Origin of the sequence: Bradyrhizobium sp. F1.13.3, assembly GCF_040548265.1 — a bacterium.
Taxonomy (GTDB): Bacteria; Pseudomonadota; Alphaproteobacteria; order Rhizobiales; family Xanthobacteraceae; genus Bradyrhizobium.
Genome location: NZ_JBEPRI010000007.1, coordinates 282,049 through 303,455, shown reverse-complemented (window position 1 = coordinate 303,455; position 21,407 = coordinate 282,049). Strand labels below are relative to the sequence as shown.

Below are 21,407 nucleotides of genomic sequence, written 5' to 3'. Positions count from 1 at the left end.
AAACTACATGTGATTGAGCTCAAGCAAACTGAGACGTTTCGGAAGTGGCGATCACGTCTCAAGGATGAGCGTGCAAGAGCGCTGATTGCGTCGCGATTGGATCGGTTGGCTCATGGGCACCCAGGCGACGTCGAACCGGTAGGCGACGGTGTTAGCGAGCTGCGGATTCATCACGGGCCCGGATATCGCATCTATTTTCAGAAGCGGGGCAACGCGATCATCGTTTTGCTGTGTGGGGGCGACAAGAGCACGCAGGTGAAAGACATCAAGGCGGCGAAGCGCCTTGCCGAGATGTGGAGCGAATGAGATGGGCGAGAAACTGACGACCTATGACCCGGCCGAAGACCTGCAGTCTGACGAGGCCATTGCCGTGTTCATGGAAGAGGCGTTCAAGACCGAGGATGCGGCCTATATCGCTCATGCACTTGGGGTCGTCGCCCGCGCCAAGGGGATGACGCAGATCGCCAAAGAGACTGGTCTTTCTCGCGAGCAGCTCTATCGCTCGTTCAGCACCAACGGCAATCCGACGCTGAAAACGACTATTGCGGTGATGAAGGCGCTCGGGATCGAACTCACAGCCAAGCCGCACGCCTGATCGGCGCGCCTCACTCCACCCAGTACCAGCGCACCAGTCGCGGCGCTGCCCAATCGGTTACGACGGATTCCATCAGCCATCGGCCGGGACCTCTGGCCTCGAATGCGATGCGCTGGGTCTGGCCGGGTTCGATCGCGAGCGTGTCGAGCCAATACGGCTTCCAGCCGTCGTCGAGCTTGTCGAGCAGGCGGAAATGGTGGCCATGGAGATGGAAGACGGTGGCGACGGGTGCGGGGTTCTTGAGGGCCAGCACGACGGAGCGGCCGGCCTTGGCGCGAAAGGCGGGGGCGGACGACGTCGAGAAATTTGCGGGCCGTATCCACCCGGCGTCGGCTACCCCGAGCGCGACATCGAATCGAAGGGCGCCTTTCAGATCAAGCCGGTCGGGCAGCTCATTCGGAGGGAGCGGCTGCGGTGGCAACAGCGGCGCGCGCCGGTCAAGCTTGCCTGGGACAGTAAGTCGGCCGACCTGACGCGCCTCCTTGCCGTCGTGCAGCAGGAATGGGGCCGAAGCGGCCGCATCCACAAAGGCGTCGGCGCGTGCGCCGGGGGCCAGCACCAGGGCGCCGTTGCGAGCCGTGAACGGCTCGGCTGGCTGTCCGTCCAGGGCCAGCACCTGGATCTCGTGACTTTCCAATTTGATCGCCAGAACAGAACGTTGCGAGCCGTTGATAAAGCGCAGCCGCAGCCGCTCATTCGCCGAAGCTGAGAGTTCGAATGAAGTCGTTCCGTTGATTGTATAGAGCGGGGATGTGTCCTTCGGGTCCCGGCCCGGGACAAGCGCGGTCCCATCCGGCCGCAGCCGCCATTCCTCGATCAAGAGGACCACGTCGCGATCAGCGGCGACCGCGTTGGTCTCGGTGGCGATAATCGGAAGGGGGCGGGCGGGCTGCTTCAGGCCGTCCTCGAACAGCCGGAAGTCGGCCAGCAGGGTTCCGGCGTTTGGCACTGAAATGATTGATGTTTCCGTCGCCTCCGGGGCCGTCGGCGCGCGTCCGCGAAGCGGGTCGGCGGCGGCCGGGCCATTCAGGCCGTACCAGACTGGTGCAAGCGGTACAGGCAGGTCGTTGCGAAAGACCACCTCGCAGCGGTCGCCACGTTTGAGACGGACGTCCCCCAGGTGGCTTACGGCGGCCAGCTCCCAGACGGGTGTCGGCGGTTGATTCGGCCTCAGAGCCAGCGTTGCCGGCCTTGCCTGCAGCGCGAGCTGGGCGGTCACGAGCGGACCTGCGCCGCCGGCGATCAGCCCGGCCGCAGAGGCCCCGACGCCGAGTCCAAGTCCGGCCAAAACCTCGCGCCTCGTCGGGTCGAATATCCGCGTTTTCATCGCCGATCCGGACCACGCCGTGCTGGATAAGTCCAGCCGTCGTGCCTAGGTGAAGCCTGCCTCGATCGGGCCATTTTTTTGCTGCGAACAGGCGGGCACATGCTATAAGCCCGCCGCCCGCGGCATCGCGGCCGGTCTTGATGCAAATTTACGCGGGCGTGGCGGAACTGGTAGACGCGCTGGATTTAGGTTCCAGTGACGAAAGTTGTGGGGGTTCGAGTCCCTCCGCCCGCACCAAGCGCTTTCAGCGTTTGCACGGATTACGCGATCTGCTCCCGCGCGGATGTTTGTCCGCCGGAAGCCGGTCCGATGAACCACCGGCGTTGAGGCGTTCGCCTCGCGCCGGATCGATTAATGACAGCGTCCCGACGCATGCGCGCCGGGACCGAACGAGAAGAAGATTGGACACCATGCAGGTCACAGAAACCCTCTCGGAAGGTTTGAAGCGCGAGTTCAAGATCAGCGTTCCCGCGTCTGATCTCGACGCCAAGGCCGGTGCCAAGCTCGTCGACCTCAAGGACAAGGTCCGCATCAACGGCTTCCGTCCCGGCAAGGTGCCGGTCACGCACCTCAAGAAGGTCTATGGCCGCTCGGTGATGGCCGAGACCATCGACCAGACCATCCGCGACACCAACACGCAGCTGTTCTCCGAGCGCGGCTTCCGCCTGGCGACCGAACCGAAGATCACCATGCCGACCGAGCAGGCCGAGGTCGAGGAGCTGCTCAACGGCAAAACCGATCTGACCTACACGGTTGCGATCGAGGTGGTACCGTCGATCGCGCTCGCCGACTTCAAGACCTTCGAGGTCGAGAAGCCCGTCGCCGAAGTCACCGACGCCGACGTCGACGAGGCGATCAAGCGCATCGCCGATTCGAACCGTGGCTATGCCGCGAAGGGCGAGGGCGCCAAGGCCGAGTCGGGTGATCGCGTCACCGTCGCCTTCAAGGGCACCATCAACGGCGAAGCCTTCGAGGGCGGCGCCGGCGAGGGCATCCAGGTCGTGATCGGATCCAACACCTTCATCCCCGGCTTCGAAGAGCAGCTCACCGGCATCGCCACTGACGAGACCCGCACGCTGAAGGTGGCGTTCCCCAAGAACTACATGAACGACAAGCTCGCGGGCCAGCCGGCCGAGTTCGAGACCACCGCGACGCTGATCGAGGCGCCGCAGGATCTCGCGATCGACGACGAGTTCGCCAAGACGCTCGGCCTCGAATCGCTGGACAAGCTGAAGGAAGCGGCACGCGAGCGGCTGGTCGCCGAGTTCGCGACCGCGACGCGCCAGCGCGTCAAGCGTGCGCTGCTCGACCGCCTCGACGAGGCCCATCGCTTCGAGGCTCCGCCCTCGCTGGTGGACGAGGAGTTCAATCTGATGTGGAACTCGGTGAAGGCCGAGATGGACTCCGCCGGCAAGACCTTCGCCGACGAGGACACCACCGAAGACGCCGCCAAGGAAGAGTACCGCAAGATCGCCGATCGCCGCGTGCGGCTCGGCCTCGTGCTCTCCGAGATCGGCGAGAAGAACAAGATCTCCGTGACCGACGACGAGGTCGGCCGCGCCGTGATCGAGCGGGCGCGCTCGATGCCGGGCCGCGAGAAGGAGGTCTGGGACTATTACCGCAGCAACGCCCAAGCGTTGGCCCAGCTTCGTGCACCGATCTATGAGGACAAGGTGGTCGACTTCATCCTCGAGCTTGCCAAGGTGACCGAGAAGAAGGTCTCGCGCGACGATCTCTACAAGGACGACGAGGCGGAAAAGACCGCCGCCTGAGGGCTGCAGGAGAGCCTTTAGGATAGCCGTGCATTAAGGATGATCAGCGAAGAGGTCGAGCTAGCCAGGTGGCCGGCTGGGCCTCTTTGTACGAATCAGCTTCAACTGCCGCACGGATTAAGCCTTAATTCGCTCCGCACTTGTCAGGAACGAATTGGGCTATATCTGTCGCTACGCCTTCTGCTTCTGCCAAGTTCTTCTACTAAGTCTTCTGCCAAGTTCCTGCATCACGGGACGTCCATCGGCCTTCCGGCAGATCCAGCCCCGACTGGCAGCCGGGACTGGCGGTGTCCGCCTCTTCAAAACCCTAGGTGACTCATGCGCGATCCGGTTGAAACCTACATGAACCTCGTGCCCATGGTGGTCGAGCAGACCAACCGTGGCGAGCGCGCCTACGACATTTTCTCGCGCCTTCTGAAGGAGCGCATCATCTTCCTGACCGGGCCGGTCGAGGACGGCATGTCGACGCTGATCGTCGCGCAGCTGTTGTTCCTTGAGGCGGAAAATCCGAAGAAGGAAATCTCGATGTACATCAACTCGCCGGGCGGCGTGGTGACGTCGGGCCTCGCGATCTACGACACCATGCAGTTCATTCGCCCGCCGGTCTCGACGCTGTGCACGGGACAGGCCGCCTCGATGGGCTCGTTGCTGCTCTGTGCCGGCGAGAAGGACATGCGCTTCTCGCTGCCGAACGCGCGCATCATGGTGCATCAGCCCTCCGGCGGCTTCCAGGGCCAGGCCACCGACATCATGCTGCACGCCCAGGAAATCCTGAACCTGAAGAAGCGGCTCAACGAGATCTACGTGAAACACACCGGCCAGACCTACAAGGCGATCGAGGATGCACTGGAACGCGACAAGTTCCTGACCGCGAGCGACGCCAAGGAGTTTGGCCTGGTCGACAGGGTTATCGACAAGCGCGCCGAGGAAACCGCGGCGCCGAAGACCCCGTAGCACTACTGTGACGGCGACCCCTTTGGGATCGCCGGCACCATCAGGGAGCGTTCACGTTAAGGACACGTGCGCGCGTCGCAAAACGCAGTTTTGCGCCCTGCGACAGGCAGAAAGTTCCGCTTTCGTGCTTGTTTTTCGTGGCAATCCAGCAACGCCGGGGTGATTTCGATCACTTCGCCCGTGCCAAGACCGGAAATCACGGTATTGTCACGGGTAGCCGGCGCCCCTCGATTAGCGAATTCTTGATAGTCGGGTGACAGCATGGTTCGCTACGACTGATCGGCTATGATCGCGGAGATATCGAGTGACCGTGATTCGCACGGCATGTAACGCGTAGGGTCTTTTTTGGTACGGAATTTGCTCTATTTGAAGGACTGTACCGGCTGTCGTGCCGGAATAGGGCGATCGAGCGGACGGGATCGAACCGCGGACGGAGACATGAATGAGTAAGGTCGGCACGAGCGACTCCAAGAACACGCTGTATTGCTCGTTCTGCGGCAAGAGCCAGCACGAAGTGCGCAAACTGATCGCGGGTCCCACGGTCTTCATCTGCGACGAGTGCGTTGAGCTCTGCATGGACATCATTCGCGAGGAGAACAAATCCTCGCTGGTGAAGTCGCGCGACGGGATTCCGACGCCGAAGGAAATCTGCAAGGTGCTGGACGATTACGTGATCGGCCAGAACCATGCGAAGAAGGTCCTCTCGGTCGCGGTGCATAATCACTACAAGCGCCTCAACCACCAGACCAAGCACAACGACGTCGAGCTTGCGAAGTCGAACATCCTGCTGATCGGTCCGACCGGTTCGGGCAAGACGCTGCTCGCGCAGACGCTCGCTCGCATCCTGGACGTGCCGTTCACGATGGCGGATGCGACGACGCTGACCGAAGCCGGCTATGTCGGCGAGGACGTCGAGAACATCATCCTGAAGCTGCTCCAGGCCGCCGACTACAATGTCGAGCGTGCCCAGCGCGGCATCGTCTATATCGACGAAATCGACAAGATCAGCCGCAAGTCCGACAATCCCTCGATCACGCGCGACGTGTCGGGAGAGGGCGTGCAGCAGGCACTGCTCAAGATCATGGAAGGCACGGTGGCTTCGGTCCCGCCGCAGGGCGGGCGCAAGCATCCGCAGCAGGAATTCCTGCAGGTGGACACCACCAACATCCTGTTCATCTGCGGCGGTGCGTTCTCGGGTCTTGAAAAGATCATCTCGGCACGCGGACGTTCGACCTCGATCGGTTTCGCCGCCCAGGTGCTCGCGCCGGAAGACCGCCGTACCGGCGAGATATTCCGTCACGTAGAGCCGGAGGATCTCCTGAAGTACGGCCTGATCCCGGAATTCGTCGGCCGTCTGCCCGTCGTGGCGACGCTGGAGGATCTGGACGAAGCTTCGCTCAAGAAGATCCTGGTCGAGCCGAAGAACGCGCTGGTGAAGCAGTACCAGCGGCTGTTCGAGATGGAGAACATCGAGCTGACCTTCGCCGACGAGGCGCTTGGCGCGGTGGCCCGAAGGGCGATCGAGCGCAAGACCGGTGCGCGCGGGCTGCGTTCGATCCTCGAGGCGATCCTGCTCGAGACCATGTTCGACCTGCCGGGCCTCGAAGGTGTGGAAGAAGTCGTGATTTCCCGCGAAGTCGTGGAAGGAACGGCGCGTCCGCTCTACATCTACGCCGATCGGTCCGATCGCGCCGTTGAGAACGCCAGCGCCTGATTTGCGGCGCTGGAACGCTCCAATCGTCTCCTCAAGCAAGGGCTGCGGAAAGTATCTCCGCAGCCGGTGTTGCGTCGCTTATTTGCGTGCGTAAGCGCCTGATGGCGCGCGTCTTCAATGACTTGACACCCCCCGGGTCGATAGCCACCTAATGTCGGCGGCGAGCAAAAATTCTCTTCAAGATTCGCCTCAGTTCCGATCCGGCGAGCCGGTCCAACCTCAAAAGGACCGACCGGTTTTGCCGATCACCTCGGCACCTTGTGGCGGTTGCGCATGAGCATGGCGGGCTGCGTGCAAGGGGGCAAAGCAAAAGGAAAAGGCCATGACCAATCCAAAACCCAGGCCAACCATCGTTCATGGCGAAACGCACGCTTATCCCGTGCTGCCGCTGCGCGACATCGTCGTCTTCCCGCACATGATCGTTCCGCTCTTCGTCGGCCGCGAGAAGTCGATCCGCGCGCTCGAAGAGGTGATGAAGAACGACGCGCTGATCATGCTCGCGACCCAGAAGAACGCGTCCGACGATGATCCGGCACCCGATTCCATTTACGAGACCGGTACGCTTGCCAGCGTGCTCCAGCTCTTGAAGCTTCCCGACGGCACCGTGAAGGTGCTGGTCGAAGGGCTCGAGCGAGCGCGCGTGCAGAAGTACACCGATCGCGCCGACTATTACGAAGCAACGGCGATTGCGCTCGCTGACACCGATGCGAAGTCGGTCGAGGCGGAGGCCATGGCGCGCTCGGTCGTGTCCGACTTCGAGAGCTATGTGAAGCTCAACAAGAAGATCTCGGCCGAGGTGGTCGGCGTCGTGCAGGCGATCACCGATTTCGCCAAGCTCGCCGACACCGTCGCCTCGCATCTCGCCGTCAAGATCGCGGATCGCCAGGGCATCCTGGAGACGCTGTCGGTCACGCAGCGCCTCGAGAAGGTGCTGGGCCTGATGGAGAGCGAGATCTCGGTGCTCCAGGTCGAGAAGCGCATCCGCTCGCGCGTCAAGCGCCAGATGGAGAAGACCCAGCGCGAGTACTATCTCAACGAGCAGATGAAGGCGATCCAGAAGGAGCTCGGCGACGACGACGGTCGCGACGAGCTCGCCGATCTCGAAGAGAAGATCTCCAAGACCAAGCTCTCCAAGGAAGCGCGCGAGAAGGCGCAGCATGAATTGAAGAAGCTGCGCCAGATGTCGCCAATGTCCGCGGAAGCGACTGTCGTGCGCAACTATCTGGATTGGCTGCTGTCGATCCCGTGGAACAAGAAGTCCAAGGTGAAGAAGGATCTGGAGGCCGCGCAGGCGGTTCTGGATGCCGATCACTATGGGCTGGAGAAGGTCAAGGACCGCATCGTCGAGTATCTCGCCGTGCAGTCGCGCGCCAACAAGTTGACCGGCCCGATCCTGTGCCTGGTCGGCCCTCCCGGCGTCGGCAAGACCTCGCTCGGCAAATCGATCGCGAAGGCGACGGGGCGCGAATTCGTTCGCGTCTCGCTCGGCGGCGTGCGCGACGAGGCCGAGATCCGCGGTCATCGTCGCACCTATATCGGTTCGATGCCCGGCAAGATCATCCAGTCGATGCGGAAGGCGAAGTCGTCCAATCCGCTGTTCCTGCTGGACGAGATCGACAAGATGGGCGCCGATTTCCGCGGCGATCCGTCCTCGGCGCTGCTCGAGGTCCTAGACCCCGAGCAGAACGCGACCTTCAACGACCACTACCTCGAGGTCGACTACGATCTGTCTAACGTGATGTTCATCACGACCGCGAATACGCTCAATATTCCCGGCCCCCTGATGGACCGCATGGAGATAATCCGGATCGCGGGCTACACCGAGAACGAGAAGGTCGAGATCGCGCGCAAGCACCTGATCCCGAACGCGGTGTCCAAGCATGGCCTGGACTCCAAGGAGTTCTCGATCGACGACGACGCGCTGCTGCTTCTGATCCGCCGCTACACCCGCGAAGCGGGCGTGCGTAACCTGGAGCGTGAGCTCTCCACACTCGCCCGCAAGGCGGTGAAGGAGCTGATGATCTCCAAGAAGAAGTCGGTCAAGGTCACCGAGAAGACTCTGGAAGAGTTCCTCGGCGTCCCGAAGTACCGCTTCGGCGAGATCGAGAGCGAGCCGCAGGTCGGCATCGTCACCGGACTTGCCTGGACCGATGTCGGCGGCGAGTTGCTGACGATCGAAGGCGTCATGATGCCCGGCAAGGGCAAGATGACGGTCACGGGCAATCTGCGCGACGTGATGAAGGAGTCGATCTCGGCAGCGGCGTCCTACGTCCGCTCGCGCGCGATCGTCTACGGCATCGAGCCGCCGCTGTTCGACCGGCGCGACATCCACGTGCACGTGCCGGAAGGCGCGACGCCGAAGGACGGTCCGTCGGCGGGCGTGGCGATGGCCACCGCAATCATCTCGGTCATGACCGGCATCCCGGTCCGCCACGATGTCGCGATGACCGGCGAGATCACGCTGCGCGGCCGCGTGCTGCCGATCGGCGGCCTGAAGGAGAAGCTGCTGGCTGCTGCCCGCGGCGGCATCAAGACGGTGCTGATCCCCGAGGACAACGCCAAGGATCTCACGGAGATTTCCGATGCGATCAAGGGCGGCATGGAGATCATCCCGGTCTCCCGCCTCGACGACGTCGTCGCCAAGGCGCTGGTGAAGAAGCCGGTGCCGATCGTCTGGGAAGAGGACACCAAGGTGACGGTGAAGCCGGACGGCGACGAAGCCGCTGGCGGCCTGACCGCTCACTGAGATCGCAGCTCGAAAAAGATGATAAAACGGCGCCTTCGGGCGCCGTTTTTGTTTGGGGGCAGCGGATGACGACAATGCACATCGACGGGCAATGCCATTGCGGCCAGATCACCTTTGAAGCGGAGATCGATCCCGAGACGGTGTCGGTCTGCCACTGCCGGGACTGCCAGACCCTGACGGGCTCGCCGTTCAGGGTGACCGCGATCTGCACCAAGGTCGACGTGAAGCTGACCAGCGGAACCCCCAGGATCTACGGCAAGCGTGGCGCCAACGGCCGGATGCGCTTTCAGCACTTCTGTGCCGAGTGCGGTTCCCCGCTGTTCACGAGCGGCGAGGGCGACCAGGAGGACGACTGGGGTATCCGCTGGGGCAGCATCCGCCAGCGCGACACATTGCGGCCCATCAGGCAGATCTGGTGCCAGTCGGCGGCGGTCTGGATCGACGCGGTGCCGCTGCTGCCGGGCCGGCCGGGGGATTGAGCTTCGGGTTGCCCAGCCGTAGCCCGCGAGCGAGCGAAGGCTGGTGGGCGGTCACGGATTCGAACCGCGGACCCTCTCGGTGTAAACGAGATGCTCTAACCAGCTGAGCTAACCGCCCCACGGCGCCTCTTTAGCGCCCCCGCGGGTGTTGGAGCAAGAGGCGGCCACACCGCAAACTGCTCTCATTTGGGCCGCTTGATGAGCTTCCGGCGTGGTATCACGACCGGCAAAACGACAGAGGCTCCAATGGAACAACCGAGCGGACACGAGCAGAACGCCGATCAGATCGCTTACTGGAATGGCCCCAGCGGGCAGCGCTGGGCCGATCGCCATGCGGCGCAGGAGAGCCTGCTCGGGCCCATTGCCGACGTGCTGATCGCCCGCGCCTGGCCGAAGCCGGGTGAGCGCGTCCTCGACGTCGGCTGCGGCTCCGGTGCGACGACGTTCGCGTTCGCGAAGGCTGTCGCGCCTGATGGCTTCGCGCTCGGGCTCGACGTCTCCGAGCCGATGCTGTCGCAGGCACGCGCGTTTGCGCCAAAAGGCCTGCCGCTCGATTTCGTGCTGGCGGATGCGACGGTGCATTCGTTCGAGCCGGCGAGTTTTGACCTGCTGGCCTCGCGCTTCGGCGTGATGTTCTTCGCCGATCCGATCGCGTCTTTCACTAATCTCCGCCGCGCACTGAAGCCGACGGGGCGGCTGGCGTTTGCCTGCTGGCGCGAGCCGAAGGAAAATCCCTGGATGATGGCGCCGTTGATGGCGGTCTACAAACATGTGCCCAAGATGCCACCGGTCGGGCCGGACGAGCCGGGCCCGTTCGCCTTTGCTTCCGAAGAGCACCTGACACGCATCCTGAAAGGCGCGGGCTTCGTCGACGTCGCGATGGAGCCGCACAATCTCGCGATGGATGTCGCGATCGGCGGCGGGCTCGATGCCGCCGTCGAGGGCTCGCTCCAGATCGGCCCGGCCAGCCGCGCGCTGCAGGGCCATCCTCCGGAGACATATACCGCGGCAAAAGCCTCGATCCGCGAGATGCTGGCGCCGTTCCTGAAGGGGCAGAGCGTGGCGCTCCAGGGCGCGATCTGGATCGTGACGGCGAAGGCGGCGTAGGCGTCGCTGTCTAGGCGTCGCCGTCGCCAAACACTCGGTGTCGTCCCGGCCTAGTGCGCAATTGCGCACGGGGCCGGGACCCATAACCCCAGCGAGAAGTTGCGGCACGAGGCTGATAACCACGAGTCTTCGTTAAACTACTCCCTGTGGCTATGGGTCCCGGATCAGCGCTCCGCTTCGCTGCGCTTGTCCGGGACGACAGCGGAGATTGCAGCCCCCACGCAGCTTCCTCACACCACATCATCCGGCGCCAGCGCGCAGCCGTTGTCGGGATGGGTCTCGACCTGAAGGGTGGTGTGGCCGATGCGGTGGGAGCTCTTCAGCATCTGCGCGGTCTCCATCAGGAAGGCATCGCCGGCGCCGGTGGGCATGACGAGGTGGCAGGTCAGCGCCGTCTCGGTGGTCGAGATCGGCCAGACGTGGAGATCGTGGATCGCAGTGACGCCGGGCCTCCCCAGCAGAAGGATCTTGATCGCGGCAATGTCGGTGCCCCTGGGCGCCGCCGCCATCGACATGTCGAGGGAGCCGCGCAGCAGGCTGGTGGTGCTCCAGAGGATGGTGGCGCAGATGACGAGGCTGGTGACGGGATCGAGCCAGAGCCAGCCGGTCCAGATGATCAGCGCCGCCGAGACGACGACGCCGAGCGAGACCGCGGCGTCGGCCGCCATGTGCAGATAGGCGCCTTCGATGTTGATGTCGTCCTTGCGTCCGCGCGCGAACAGCATGGCGGTAAAACCGTTGATGAGGATGCCGATGCCGGCGACGACCATCACGGTGATGCCGGCGACAGGCTCCGGTTCACGGAGGCGCAAAAACGCTTCCCAGCCGATCGCGCCGGTTGCGACCAGCAGGAACACCGCGTTCGCCAGCGCCGCCAGGATGGTGGAGGCGCGCAGGCCATAAGTGAAGCGTCCGCTCGGCGCGCGCCGCGCCGCGATCGATGCGCACCAGGCCACGACCAGGCCGAGCACGTCGGAAAGATTATGGCCGGCGTCGGCAAGCAGGGCAGTGGAGTTGCCGATATAGCCGTAGACGGCCTCGGCCACCACCAGCGCCGTGTTGAGCGAGATGCCGATCGCGAACGCCTTGCCGAAACTGGCGGGCGCATGGACATGCGCGTGGCTATGCCCATGACCATGCGAATGACCGGCATGATCATGGTGATGATGACCGTGATGGTCGTGGCTGCCCACCTCTAGCGCTCCCCGGAAGCTGCCAAATCAGGCGTCATTGTAGGCGTTTCGGCAGCCCCGTCACGGCGGAACAGCACGTAGAGCGCCGGCAGCACCAGGAGCGTCAGGACGGTCGAGGAGATGATGCCGCCGATCACCACGGTTGCAAGCGGCCGCTGCACCTCGGCGCCGGCCCCGGTGGCAAGGGCCATTGGTACGAAGCCGAGGGACGCCACCAGCGCCGTCATCAGCACCGGACGCAGGCGTGTCAGCGCGCCCTCGCGGACCGCGTCGGCGACGGGGTGCCCCTCGCTGCGCAGCCGCTCGATGAAGGCGATGATGACGAGCCCGTTGAGCACGGCCACGCCCGACAGCGCGATGAAGCCGACGCCGGCGCTGATCGACAGCGGGATGCCGCGCAGCAGCAGCGCCATGACGCCGCCGGTCAGCGCCAGCGGCACGCCGGAGAACACGAGCGCCGCATCCGCCGCCGATCCCATGCCCATGAACAGCAGCAGGAACACCAGCAGCAGCGCCACCGGCACGACCAGCGTCAGCCGCTTGGTCGCCGAGACCAATTGCTCGAACTGTCCGCCCCAGCCGATCCAATAGCCCGGTGGCAGCTTGACCTTCTCTGCGACGGCTGCCTCCGCCTCGGTGACGAAGGAGCCGAGATCGCGCGCGCGGACATTGGCAGTGACGACGATGCGCCGCTTGCCGTTCTCGCGGCTGATCTGGTTGGGGCCGGGCGTCGCATCGACGGTTGCGACCGACGACAGTGGCACATAGCGCATCTGGGCGAGGGGCGGGGCGGGCAATGCCGTCCGGATTGGCGCACCGACTGCTGCTTCCTCGCCCGGCGGCAGCGGGATCGGGATCGCCCGGATGGCCTCGAGATTGCCGCGCAGGTGTTCCGGCAGGCGCACGACGATGTCGAAGCGACGGTCGCCCTCGAACAGCTTGCCGGCCGACTTGCCGCCCACCGCGATTTCGACAATGCCCTGCACCTCGCTGATGCTGAGCCCGTACCGGGCGAGCGCCTGGCGGTCGAGACGGACGGTGAGGATCGGCAGGCCAGAGATCTGCTCGATCTTGACGTCGCTGGCGCCGCGAATACGGCGGATCGCCGCCTCCACCTGTTTTGCCGCGCCTTGCAGGATATCGAGATCGTCGCCGAAGACCTTGACGCCAACGTCGCTGCGCACACCGGAGATCAGCTCGTTGACGCGGAACTGGATCGGCTGGGAGATCTCATAGGCGCTGCCTGGGATGTCGTCTGCGGCACGGTCGATGGCCTCGATCACGTCCGACTTGGGCCTGCCCGGGTCGGGCCATTCGGCGCGCGGCCTCAGCATGATGTAGCCGTCGGTCTGCGCCGGCGACATCGGATCGGTTGCGATCTCCGCGGTGCCGATGCGGGTGAAGAACTCCTTCACCTCCGGAATCTGCTTGATGCGCTTCTCCAGCGCCTTTTGCAGGTCCAGCGACTGGGTCAGGCTGGTGCCGGGAATCCGGATCGAGGCCAGCGCGACGTCGCCTTCGTCCAGGCTCGGAATGAACTCACCGCCCATGCGCGCGGCGGCAACGCAGCTTGCGACCACGATGATGGCGGCCATGATTGCGACGCCGAGGCGATGGTCGATCGCAAGCCGGAGCAGGGGGAGATAGGCGCGCTTCGCCAGCCGCATGAACAGGTTTTCTTGTTCGGATACCTTGCCGGTGACGAAGATGGCGACCGCCGCCGGGACGAAGGTGATTGAGAACAGCACCGCGGCGCCCAGCGCCATCAGCACCGTCAGCGCCATGGGCGTGAACATCTTGCCTTCGACGCCGGTCAGCGTCAGCACGGGCAGGTAGACCACCGCGATGATCAGTGTTCCGAACAGGCTCGGCTTGATGACCTCGCTCGACCCGCGCCGGATCGCGCGCAGCCGTTCGGAGATCGTGAGCAGGCCGCCTTTCTCGCGCTGGGCCTCGGCCAGCATGCGCAGGCAGTTCTCGACGATGATCACGGCGCCGTCGACGATGATGCCGAAATCGATCGCGCCCAGGCTCATCAGGTTCGCACTGACCCTGGTCTCGACCATGCCGGTGACCGTCATGGCCATGGACAGCGGAATGACGCAGGCCACCACCAGCGCGGCGCGGATGTTGCCGAGGATCAGGAACAGCACGGCCACGACCAGCGCCGCGCCCTCCACCAAATTGTTCTCGACCGTGCGGATGGTGGCTTCGACCAGATCAGTGCGGTCGTAGACGGTCCGCGTCACGACGCCGTCGGGCAGCGATTTGGCTATATCCTCAAGCCGGGCCGCGACACGGCGCGCCACGGTGCGGCTGTTCTCGCCGATCAACAGCATGGCGGTGCCGAGCACGGTTTCCTCGCCATCGCGCGTCGCGGCTCCCGTGCGCAGGTCGCGGCCTTCGGTAACGGTCGCGATATCCCTGATCCTGACGGGATTGCCGCCGCGCGAGCCGATGACGATGTCCCTGAGTTCGCCGACATTGCCTACCTGGCCCGGCGAGCGGACCAGATATTGTTCGCCGTTGCGCTCGATATAGCCGGCGCCGACATTGGCGTTGTTGGCGGCGAGCGCCGTCATGACGTCGCGAAAGCCGAGCCGGTAGGCCATCAGCTTGCCGGGATCGGGCAGCACGTGGAATTGCCGCTCGAAGCCGCCGATGGTGTTCACCTCGATCACCCCCGGCACGTTGCGAAGCTGCGGCTTGATGATCCAGTCCTGCACGGTGCGCAAATCGGTCAGCGAATAGTCGTGGCCAAGTTGGGTCTTCGCGCCCGCCTTGGCCTCGACGGTGTACATGAAGATTTCGCCGAGCCCGGTCGAGACCGGTCCCATCGCGACCTCGACGCCGACCGGGAGCTGGTCCTTCACCTGCTGGATCCGTTCGCCGACGAGCTGGCGGGCAAAATAGATGTCCGTGCCGTCCTTGAAGACGACCGTCACGTGGCTCAGGCCGTAGCGCGACAGCGAGCGGGTGTAGTCGAGCTTGGGCAGCCCGCCCATTGCGGTCTCGACGGGAAAGGTGATGCGCTGCTCGGTTTCCAGCGGCGAATAGCCGGGGGCGCGGGTGTTGATCTGGACCTGGACGTTGGTGATGTCGGGGACGGCGTCGATCGGAAGGCGCTGGAAATTCCAGGCGCCGAAAGCGACGGCGCCGAGCGCGAGCAGCAGGACGAGCCAGCGCTGCTGCAGCGAGACGGCGATGAGACGCTCAATCATGCTCGGCCTCGCCCTTGCCCATCTCCGCCTTCACGACAAAGCTGTTTTCCGCGACGTAATGCTCGCCAGCCGATAGGCCGGCCCTGATCTCGACGTGGCGGGGATCGAAATCGCCAAGCTCCACCGGGCGCGCTTCGATCTTGTCGCCATCCTCGCGGACGAACACGATGGTCCTGTTCTCCAGCGTCTGGATCGCGCTTCGGCGCACGGCAACCGCGACGTTGCGCGCGGCGAGGATCAGCCGTGCCGTGACGAACAGGCCGGGACGCAAGCGTCCGTCCGGATTTGGCAGCACCACGCGCGCCAGCGCGGTCTGGGTCTCGCTGCTGCCGATCGGGGCCATGTAGGAGATCGTGCCCTTGATTTCGCCACGGCCGTCGTCGGGATCGATCAGCACCTCGTCGTTGAGGCGAACGCGCCGCAGGTCCTGTCGGTAGATCGACAGATCGACCCAGATGGTGGAGAGGTCGGCGACGACGAAGGCCGGCTTTTGCTCGGAGGCGTATTCGCCGAGCGAGATCTGCCGTTCGATGACGGTGCCGGCAATCGGCGCCTTGAGCTCGTAGACGGTGAGGCTCTGGTTGCTCTCGATCGCGGCGAGCAGATCGTCCTTGCCGACCTTGTCGCCGATGCGCTTCTGGATCGATTTGGCGACGCCCGGAAAGCGCGGCGTCACCTGCACCACGGCTTCCTGGTTGGCGCGCAGGATGCCGTTGAAGGCGAGCGTGTCGGTCAGCGTGACGCTCCCGGCTTCTGCCAGCGTCACGCCTGCGGCTGCGAGCTTGACGTCGGAGATGCGGATCCGGTCGGCGCCGTGCTCGTCCTGCTCGACATGGTCGTTCGGCTTCTCCGGCTTCTTGTCCGCGGCGTGTTGGGCGTGCTCCACCCTGGCCGGGCCTAGCAGGGAATAGCCGTATGCGCCGAGTGCGGCGGCAAACAATGCGACGAGGATGGTGGAGGACGTCTTCATCGTGCGCTCTCCCGCGCCAGCGTGAAGGGATTGCCGACGAGGCCTTCGATGGTCGCCACCCCCGCGTGGAAATTCTGCAGCGCCTCCTGCTCGCGCAGCCGCGCCTGGGTGACGCTCGCCTGGGCGTCGAGCACTTCGAGCAGGCTGAAGCGGCCCTGGCCGTAGCCTTGCGCGATGGCGTCAGAGGCTTCGGTCGCCTTGGGTATGGCGCTCTCGCGCAGCACCGCGAGTTCGCGCAGCGAGCCTTGGAGCGAGTCGTAGGCGCGGCCGGCGACCACGATCAGCGTGTTGCGGTTGGCCTCGCGCTCGGCCCTGGTCTTGGCGAGGCTTTCCTGCGCCGAGAGGATATTGCCCTGGTTCTGGTCGAACACGGGGATCGGCACCGAGACGGTGAGGCGCGCCGCGTCGTCATTGGTCTCGTTGAAATGGCGCCAGCCGGCGGCGATCCGGACGTCGGGGTAGGGCCGCAGCCGCGCCAGCAGCAGCTCGGCGTTGCGCTGGGCATAGATCGCGGTCCAGCGCACCAGCTGCGGATTGGCATCGATCGCGGCGACGACCGACTGGAATGTCGGGGGGCGTCCCATGGTGTCGAGCCGTCCGGAGACCTCGCCGAATTTCGGAGCCGCGTCGCCCATCAAGACCGCAAGCTCGCGCCGGGCGCTGGCCAGCGTCGCCTTGAACCGCTCGCGGTCGGCCTTTACGAGGGCGGATGCCACTTCCGCACGGCCGGTCTCGGCCGGCGAGGAGGCGCCGGCCTCGACGCGGCGGCGTAAAAGGGGTGTCAGCCGGTCAATGGCGGTGATCTGCTCGTCGAGGATCTGGATGCGCCGCTGTGCGCCGAGCACGCTGAGGAACGCGATCGCGGTCTCCGACAGCACCTCCAGCCTGACGGCCTTGCGCTGGATCGCGGCGACCTCGATGCCGGCGACACCAGCTGCAATCCGCGCGTCGCGCTTGCCGAACAGCTCGAAGGCCTGGCTGATCTGCAGCGTGGTCTCGGCCGATCGCGTGCCGCGATAGATGCCGGACCCGAACGAATTGTCCTGTTCGTAGGTCAGTTCCGGATTGAGAAGCGCACCTGCCTGGATGCGCTGGCCCGTGGCGATACCGACATCGCGCTCCGCCGCGGTCAGCCGCGGGCTTGTGGCCAGCGCGCGCGAGAGCGCACTCCGCATCGTCAGAGTCTGGGCGTGAGACGGCGCAAGCGCCGATCCGGCAATCAGACACGCTGCCGCGCACGCCAGGCGCGCGGCCATTCCCCTGCAAAACATGAAACCGACCTGTGAAGGATGAACCTCATGGGCGCGAATGGCGCCCGACCAAATCCGTTCAGGCGATCTGTTTGGGAGGCGGGGAGTCGGTATCGGGAACAATGCCGGCGAGCCGGGGTGCGGGTTGCGGGCGCGATGCGGACACGAGCCCGATCGATGTGGCCGGTGGCGCCGGCTGCGCCACCGTCACCGAGAAGCAGCCATGGCAATGATGCCCACCGATTGCCTTGTGGTCGTTGTGATCTGTGGAGCCGTCAAGGACCGCGCTGATCTCCGAGCCGCCACCCGGCGTGGTGACGTCGATGTCGTGCAGACCATGCAGCGCGCCCGCGAGCAGGTAGACAACCGCGATCAGCACAGACAGCAGCCCGCGCCAGTTGCGCGGCCGGCAAGATCCTGAGGGCTGGCGGTTGGCGAGCACGACGTCACTCTGGTTGCGGTCTGCGCCCGGCCTAGCATGGGGGCCGGAACAGTGTCGACCCGCAACATTGTTACGTGCCTGGAACAATTGCCGCAGCGATGGCGAAGACGGCAGCTCTTCTCATTGGCGCGTGATCAAACTCAGCTGAGCATCGGCTACCGCTCCGCGTGCTGCGTCCGGCATGTCGCCGGTGTGGCCGGCTTCGACCGTGACGACGGCGCGACAGCCGGCTTCCATGGCGCGTTCCAGCCATTTGATGGCTTCATCGATCCACTGGTCGTGGTGCTCGGGATCGGCGATTGCCTTTTCCCGGAATGCATCTGCCTGATGAAGGCACGCGGTCCTGCGATCCACGCTGCTCTCCCGATCCGGAAGTTCCGCCCCGACCGCATCCTTGATGATCGGCGAGCCGGCGTCGTTAACATAGGACAGGAACCGCCGCCCAACAAGAAAGCCCCAGCCGGGACTGACCGGCTGGGGCTTTCGTGCTCACAAACTTCATCCTTGGGACTTGGACAGATAATCCGCATCGCGCCGGTTCGTTCCCGCAGGTTCGGTCCAATTTGGAACGTTCCTTGTTCGTTGTGATTAGCGACGAGGAGAAACTGAGGAGGACAGACCATGGACGGATTGATTTATCTCATCGGCTTGATCGTGGTGGTCATGGCGATCTTGTCGTTCTTCGGCCTGCGTTGAGAGAGCGGCGATGACGATGGAAACTCTCATACGGGAAGACATCATGGAAGGTGGCGGGGTCGCTGCCGACGACCGGCGCACCATCCAGTGGAGCTCGGTCATCGCAGGCGCTTTGGCTGCCGGCGCAATGTCGTTCATCCTGGTCGGATTTGGAGTCGCCGTCGGCCTAGGCGTCAGTTCAGCCTCGCCGACATGGCGCGATGCATCGGCGGCACTGGCTTTGCTGTCGGGGCTGTACCTGATCATTCAGGCGATCGTCAGCTTCGGCTTTGGCGGCTATATCGCCGGCCGGACGACGCGACCAGCCCCGGCGGTCACAACGATCGAAGACGACGGCGAACGGCGGGATGGGCTGCATGGGCTGATGTCCTGGGCGCTTGCCGTGCTGCTTGGTGCCGCGCTGCTCGCCATGCTCGGCGCGGCTGCGGTTGACCGTTCGCCGATGCGCAGTTCGGCCAGCAATACGTCCGCGGCCGAGCCTCTGTTGAGCTACGAGTTGGACAAGCTGTTTCGTGTAGCGCGGCGGCCCCCCAACACCGACCTCAGGGAACCTCGTGCCGAAGCCGGGCGCATCCTGATGACGTCATCGAGCCACAGCGGCGTCAGCACCGATGACCGGACCTACCTGGTGCAGCAGGTGGCCGCGCTGACGGGCCTCGCGGCACCCGACTCGGAACGACGGGTCGACGCGGCGATTGCGGATTCGAGGACGGCGATCAACCGGGCACGGCGTAACTCCATCATCGTCGCCTTCTCGGTTGCGGCAGCAGCCCTGATCGGCGCTGCGGTGGCCTGGGCTGCGGCGGTGGCCGGCGGCCGCCATCGCGACGGCGAGCCGCTGCCGAACTGGATGGCGAGCTCGAACCGCTTCCATCGCTCTCCGCGTGCGATGCCGGTGCCTTGACATGCAGGACGATGGCCGGGAGCGATCCCGGCCATGTTGCCTTGACGAGAACGCCAATACTTCTGTTGCCAGATCACTCAGGTGGGACATCGGATCACGACGTCACGCGGGCTTTGGGCCAGTTGCGGTAGCGCGCGCGAAAGTCGTGCAGAGAAGGTCGACCTCGCCGGCCGCGATCGGCGCGCGGTGAAGGCGGCACCGAAGCTCCGTGTTTGTCCGCGCCCGGCCATGGGACGGCCGCTTTATGCCAGATTCGGCGAGAAACATGCAGTCGCGGCAGGCGCCCACCGCCGGCTGACGATCCGCGGTATCGATGCGATTCAAGATTTTGCCAAGCGAGTCCCTTAGCCTGAGACATTCTTCGGGAATCAGCGAAGTGATTGCGTCCAACAAACCGTTGAGCGGATCGTGCAGGGCCAGAAGCCTCTCACCCTGAGAGGTCACGACAAGTGTCGTCGAGCGCCCGTCTCGTTTTGAAGGTCTTCGCGCCAGGTAAGACTTTGCTTCAAGGATCTTCACGATCTGCGAAGCGGTTGCCCTGGCCGTGCCAGTGAGGGCGGCAACCGCCGAGGGAGTTCGTGAAAACCTGTTGGCGCGCGACAGAAAACGCAGCACCATCCATTCCCGATCGTGCAATCCCTGTCGATCGTTTCCGAAATAGCAGATTTTCACCGCTTGAACCAGCAGCTCAACCGTTTCACGCTCCAGCGCCATGGTCTATCTGGCCCGGGGCTTCGGTTCTTCAGGATGTCGAAGTGGTCTTTGCACTGCGGTCTCGCCCGGGGTCAGTTTCGTTGATCCAAATCAACGAAGATTGTCGTCGTCGCGATCCTGTAGAAACAGCGCGCGGGGCGATCGACCTCTCGTACGGGAGGATGGGAGGTCCGTCTTGCGATCAAGTGCCGAGAAATTGGCTTTTTGAGCCAACGTGCCAAGGCACGCCCTGCCATGCGCTATGTCAAACCCGATCGTCTCGGTGCTGTACCCAACTCGACAGGCGGGATTGCGAGGCTTGCGTGCGAGCGGATCCGCAAAGCCGGAAAGGACCTGGCGCGATTTGTGTCGAGAGCCGGATTGACGCTCGAGGTGATCGAGGATCCAAGTCATCGTCTCGGGGTGGAGACCCAGATCAAGTTGCTCGAAGCCGCCGCACGGGAGTTGCGTGACGATCATCTGGGGTTTCATCTGGCGCGGGATTTCGATCTCCGCCAGATCGGGCTGCTGTACTACGTCATGGCGTCATCGGAGAGTCTTGCCGAAGCGCTTCGGCACGCCGAGCGTTACTGCTCGCTCAACAATGAGGGCGTCCGCATCCGGGTCGGTTTCGGCCGCGCCGTCGTTGTCACGCTCGAGTACGTCAACGTGGAGCGTGGTTCGGACCGCCATCAGATCGAGTTCTGGTTCGCAGCCTTGATCCGCGTCTGTCGGCACTTGACCAACCGCCAATTGACGCCGCGCCAAATCAGAACGAGACACCATCGCACGACGGTGCCTCTCGACGTTCGTGCTCTTCTAGGCTGTGCCATCGACTTCGAAGCCGACGCCGATGAGATCGTGTTTGCCGCCTCGGACGCGTGCTTGCCCTCCGTCGGTGCTGACGCTTATCTCAATCGGCTGCTGCTCGACTACGCGAATGAGGCACTTGGCAAAGGAAAGCTTTCCCGATCAACCCTTCGATTCCGCGCGGAGCAGTTGATCGTCCAGCTGCTGCCCCACGGCACGGCGAACGTAGGGGAAGTGGCCGGCCGCCTCGGCATGAGCCGCCGCACGCTGGCGCGGGGGCTGGCGGCGGAGGAAGAAACATTCTCCGAGCTTCTCGACCGGATCCGAGCAGCTTTGGCCGAGCGATACCTGCGGGAGCGGGAACTACCGATCTCCCAGATTGCGTGGCTGCTCGGTTACCGGGAGGCCAGTTCTTTTACGAACGCCTTTGTCCGGTGGACCGGATCGACCCCAAGGCGGTTTCGGGCGGACCACGCAATATCGCAGTGGTAGCGAGCGTAAGGAAAGCGCCAGCCTAAGTCTAAGCGACTGAAG

At 64.3% G+C, this 21,407-nt stretch carries 18 protein-coding genes and 2 tRNA genes; 11 read left to right on the top strand and 9 right to left on the bottom strand.

All coding sequences use genetic code 11. The features are described from left to right. Positions 1-9: 9 nt before the first annotated feature. Together ABIB66_RS21115 and ABIB66_RS21110 are read left to right on the top strand one after the other, a co-directional pair. Complete coding sequence (locus ABIB66_RS21115; protein WP_354209909.1) at positions 10-306, top strand: type II toxin-antitoxin system RelE/ParE family toxin; 297 nt, start codon at positions 10-12, stop codon at positions 304-306. A 1-nt stretch (position 307) separates the two neighbouring features. Continuing rightward, positions 308-595, top strand: a complete 288-nt coding sequence (locus ABIB66_RS21110; RefSeq protein WP_007603498.1) for an addiction module antidote protein — start codon at positions 308-310, stop codon at positions 593-595. A 10-nt stretch (positions 596-605) separates the two neighbouring features. On the opposite strand, the gene ABIB66_RS21105 is transcribed toward ABIB66_RS21110, so the two are convergent. After that, entirely contained in the window at positions 606-1,922 is a 1,317-nt protein-coding gene (locus ABIB66_RS21105; RefSeq protein ID WP_354209907.1) for a multicopper oxidase family protein, read from the bottom strand. 152 nt (positions 1,923-2,074) lie between these two features. On the opposite strand from ABIB66_RS21105, the gene ABIB66_RS21100 reads away from it, so the two are divergent. From ABIB66_RS21100 to ABIB66_RS21075, 6 genes are all read left to right on the top strand, one after another. Then, positions 2,075-2,159, top strand: a tRNA-Leu gene (locus tag ABIB66_RS21100). A 173-nt stretch (positions 2,160-2,332) separates the two neighbouring features. Next, positions 2,333-3,694 carry a trigger factor gene (gene tig, locus ABIB66_RS21095; protein ID WP_354209906.1) on the top strand — a complete coding sequence of 454 codons (1,362 nt, stop codon included), beginning with the start codon at positions 2,333-2,335 and terminating at the stop codon, positions 3,692-3,694. A gap of 318 nt (positions 3,695-4,012) precedes the next feature. Beyond that, positions 4,013-4,648 (top strand): ATP-dependent Clp protease proteolytic subunit, encoded by a 636-nt coding sequence (locus ABIB66_RS21090; RefSeq protein WP_007603501.1) that lies wholly within the window; start codon positions 4,013-4,015, stop codon positions 4,646-4,648. A gap of 442 nt (positions 4,649-5,090) precedes the next feature. Beyond that, positions 5,091-6,362 carry an ATP-dependent Clp protease ATP-binding subunit ClpX gene (clpX, locus tag ABIB66_RS21085; RefSeq protein WP_007603503.1) on the top strand — a complete coding sequence of 424 codons (1,272 nt, stop codon included), beginning with the start codon at positions 5,091-5,093 and terminating at the stop codon, positions 6,360-6,362. 322 nt (positions 6,363-6,684) lie between these two features. Beyond that, a complete protein-coding gene (gene lon / locus ABIB66_RS21080; RefSeq protein ID WP_275171332.1) occupies positions 6,685-9,108 on the top strand; it encodes an endopeptidase La in 2,424 nt (807 codons plus the stop codon). 74 nt (positions 9,109-9,182) lie between these two features. After that, positions 9,183-9,587 (top strand): GFA family protein, encoded by a 405-nt coding sequence (locus ABIB66_RS21075; RefSeq protein WP_354255525.1) that lies wholly within the window; start codon positions 9,183-9,185, stop codon positions 9,585-9,587. Positions 9,588-9,628: 41 nt separating this feature from the next. On the opposite strand, the gene ABIB66_RS21070 is transcribed toward ABIB66_RS21075, so the two are convergent. Continuing rightward, positions 9,629-9,705, bottom strand: a tRNA-Val gene (locus ABIB66_RS21070). 128 nt (positions 9,706-9,833) lie between these two features. Between ABIB66_RS21070 and ABIB66_RS21065 the strand changes: the two genes are divergently transcribed. Next, positions 9,834-10,694 (top strand): class I SAM-dependent methyltransferase, encoded by an 861-nt coding sequence (locus ABIB66_RS21065; RefSeq protein ID WP_354209905.1) that lies wholly within the window; start codon positions 9,834-9,836, stop codon positions 10,692-10,694. A gap of 230 nt (positions 10,695-10,924) precedes the next feature. On the opposite strand, the gene ABIB66_RS21060 is transcribed toward ABIB66_RS21065, so the two are convergent. From ABIB66_RS21060 to ABIB66_RS21035, 6 genes are all read right to left on the bottom strand, one after another. Then, on the bottom strand, positions 10,925-11,887 hold the full coding sequence (locus ABIB66_RS21060) for a cation diffusion facilitator family transporter (RefSeq protein ID WP_354255456.1): 963 nt from the start codon (positions 11,885-11,887) through the stop codon (positions 10,925-10,927). A 2-nt stretch (positions 11,888-11,889) separates the two neighbouring features. After that, positions 11,890-15,108, bottom strand: coding sequence for an efflux RND transporter permease subunit (locus tag ABIB66_RS21055; RefSeq protein ID WP_354255453.1), 3,219 nt, complete (start codon positions 15,106-15,108; stop codon positions 11,890-11,892). After that, entirely contained in the window at positions 15,101-16,078 is a 978-nt protein-coding gene (gene ihpB / locus ABIB66_RS21050; RefSeq protein WP_354209902.1) for a divalent metal ion exporter adaptor subunit IhpB, read from the bottom strand. Before ihpB ends, ABIB66_RS21055 begins: the two co-directional genes overlap by 8 nt. Next, positions 16,075-17,349: a divalent metal ion exporter subunit IhpA gene (ihpA, locus tag ABIB66_RS21045; protein WP_354209901.1), complete on the bottom strand. Its 1,275-nt coding sequence runs from the start codon at positions 17,347-17,349 to the stop codon at positions 16,075-16,077. Before ihpA ends, ihpB begins: the two co-directional genes overlap by 4 nt. A gap of 58 nt (positions 17,350-17,407) precedes the next feature. Further along, positions 17,408-17,770, bottom strand: coding sequence for a hypothetical protein (locus tag ABIB66_RS21040; protein WP_354209900.1), 363 nt, complete (start codon positions 17,768-17,770; stop codon positions 17,408-17,410). Positions 17,771-17,890: 120 nt separating this feature from the next. Next, the gene (locus tag ABIB66_RS21035) at positions 17,891-18,124 is read right to left on the bottom strand and encodes a protein-tyrosine phosphatase family protein (protein ID WP_354209899.1); all 234 of its coding nucleotides are present in this window, start codon (positions 18,122-18,124) and stop codon (positions 17,891-17,893) included. Between the two features lie 352 nt (positions 18,125-18,476). Between ABIB66_RS21035 and ABIB66_RS21030 the strand changes: the two genes are divergently transcribed. After that, positions 18,477-19,370 (top strand): hypothetical protein, encoded by an 894-nt coding sequence (locus tag ABIB66_RS21030; protein ID WP_354209898.1) that lies wholly within the window; start codon positions 18,477-18,479, stop codon positions 19,368-19,370. A gap of 102 nt (positions 19,371-19,472) precedes the next feature. On the opposite strand, the gene ABIB66_RS21025 is transcribed toward ABIB66_RS21030, so the two are convergent. After that, positions 19,473-20,084 carry a MarR family winged helix-turn-helix transcriptional regulator gene (locus tag ABIB66_RS21025; RefSeq protein ID WP_354209896.1) on the bottom strand — a complete coding sequence of 204 codons (612 nt, stop codon included), beginning with the start codon at positions 20,082-20,084 and terminating at the stop codon, positions 19,473-19,475. Positions 20,085-20,318: 234 nt separating this feature from the next. Between ABIB66_RS21025 and ABIB66_RS21020 the strand changes: the two genes are divergently transcribed. Next, complete coding sequence (locus ABIB66_RS21020) at positions 20,319-21,365, top strand: AraC family transcriptional regulator (RefSeq protein WP_354209895.1); 1,047 nt, start codon at positions 20,319-20,321, stop codon at positions 21,363-21,365. Positions 21,366-21,407: the final 42 nt, after the last annotated feature.

What these genes read in the sequence shown, in the direction of transcription:
- ABIB66_RS21110 (WP_007603498.1), top strand. Translation starts at nt 308, where the DNA reads ATGGGCGAGAAACTGACGACCTATGACCCGGCCGAAGACCTGCAGTCT.
- ABIB66_RS21105 (WP_354209907.1), bottom strand. Translation starts at nt 1,922, where the DNA reads ATGAAAACGCGGATATTCGACCCGACGAGGCGCGAGGTTTTGGCCGGA.
- tig (WP_354209906.1), top strand. Translation starts at nt 2,333, where the DNA reads ATGCAGGTCACAGAAACCCTCTCGGAAGGTTTGAAGCGCGAGTTCAAG.
- ABIB66_RS21090 (WP_007603501.1), top strand. Translation starts at nt 4,013, where the DNA reads ATGCGCGATCCGGTTGAAACCTACATGAACCTCGTGCCCATGGTGGTC.
- clpX (WP_007603503.1), top strand. Translation starts at nt 5,091, where the DNA reads ATGAGTAAGGTCGGCACGAGCGACTCCAAGAACACGCTGTATTGCTCG.
- lon (WP_275171332.1), top strand. Translation starts at nt 6,685, where the DNA reads ATGACCAATCCAAAACCCAGGCCAACCATCGTTCATGGCGAAACGCAC.
- ABIB66_RS21075 (WP_354255525.1), top strand. Translation starts at nt 9,183, where the DNA reads ATGCACATCGACGGGCAATGCCATTGCGGCCAGATCACCTTTGAAGCG.
- ABIB66_RS21065 (WP_354209905.1), top strand. Translation starts at nt 9,834, where the DNA reads ATGGAACAACCGAGCGGACACGAGCAGAACGCCGATCAGATCGCTTAC.
- ABIB66_RS21055 (WP_354255453.1), bottom strand. Translation starts at nt 15,108, where the DNA reads ATGATTGAGCGTCTCATCGCCGTCTCGCTGCAGCAGCGCTGGCTCGTC.
- ihpB (WP_354209902.1), bottom strand. Translation starts at nt 16,078, where the DNA reads ATGAAGACGTCCTCCACCATCCTCGTCGCATTGTTTGCCGCCGCACTC.
- ihpA (WP_354209901.1), bottom strand. Translation starts at nt 17,349, where the DNA reads ATGTTTTGCAGGGGAATGGCCGCGCGCCTGGCGTGCGCGGCAGCGTGT.
- ABIB66_RS21030 (WP_354209898.1), top strand. Translation starts at nt 18,477, where the DNA reads ATGACGATGGAAACTCTCATACGGGAAGACATCATGGAAGGTGGCGGG.
- ABIB66_RS21025 (WP_354209896.1), bottom strand. Translation starts at nt 20,084, where the DNA reads ATGGCGCTGGAGCGTGAAACGGTTGAGCTGCTGGTTCAAGCGGTGAAA.
- ABIB66_RS21020 (WP_354209895.1), top strand. Translation starts at nt 20,319, where the DNA reads ATGCGCTATGTCAAACCCGATCGTCTCGGTGCTGTACCCAACTCGACA.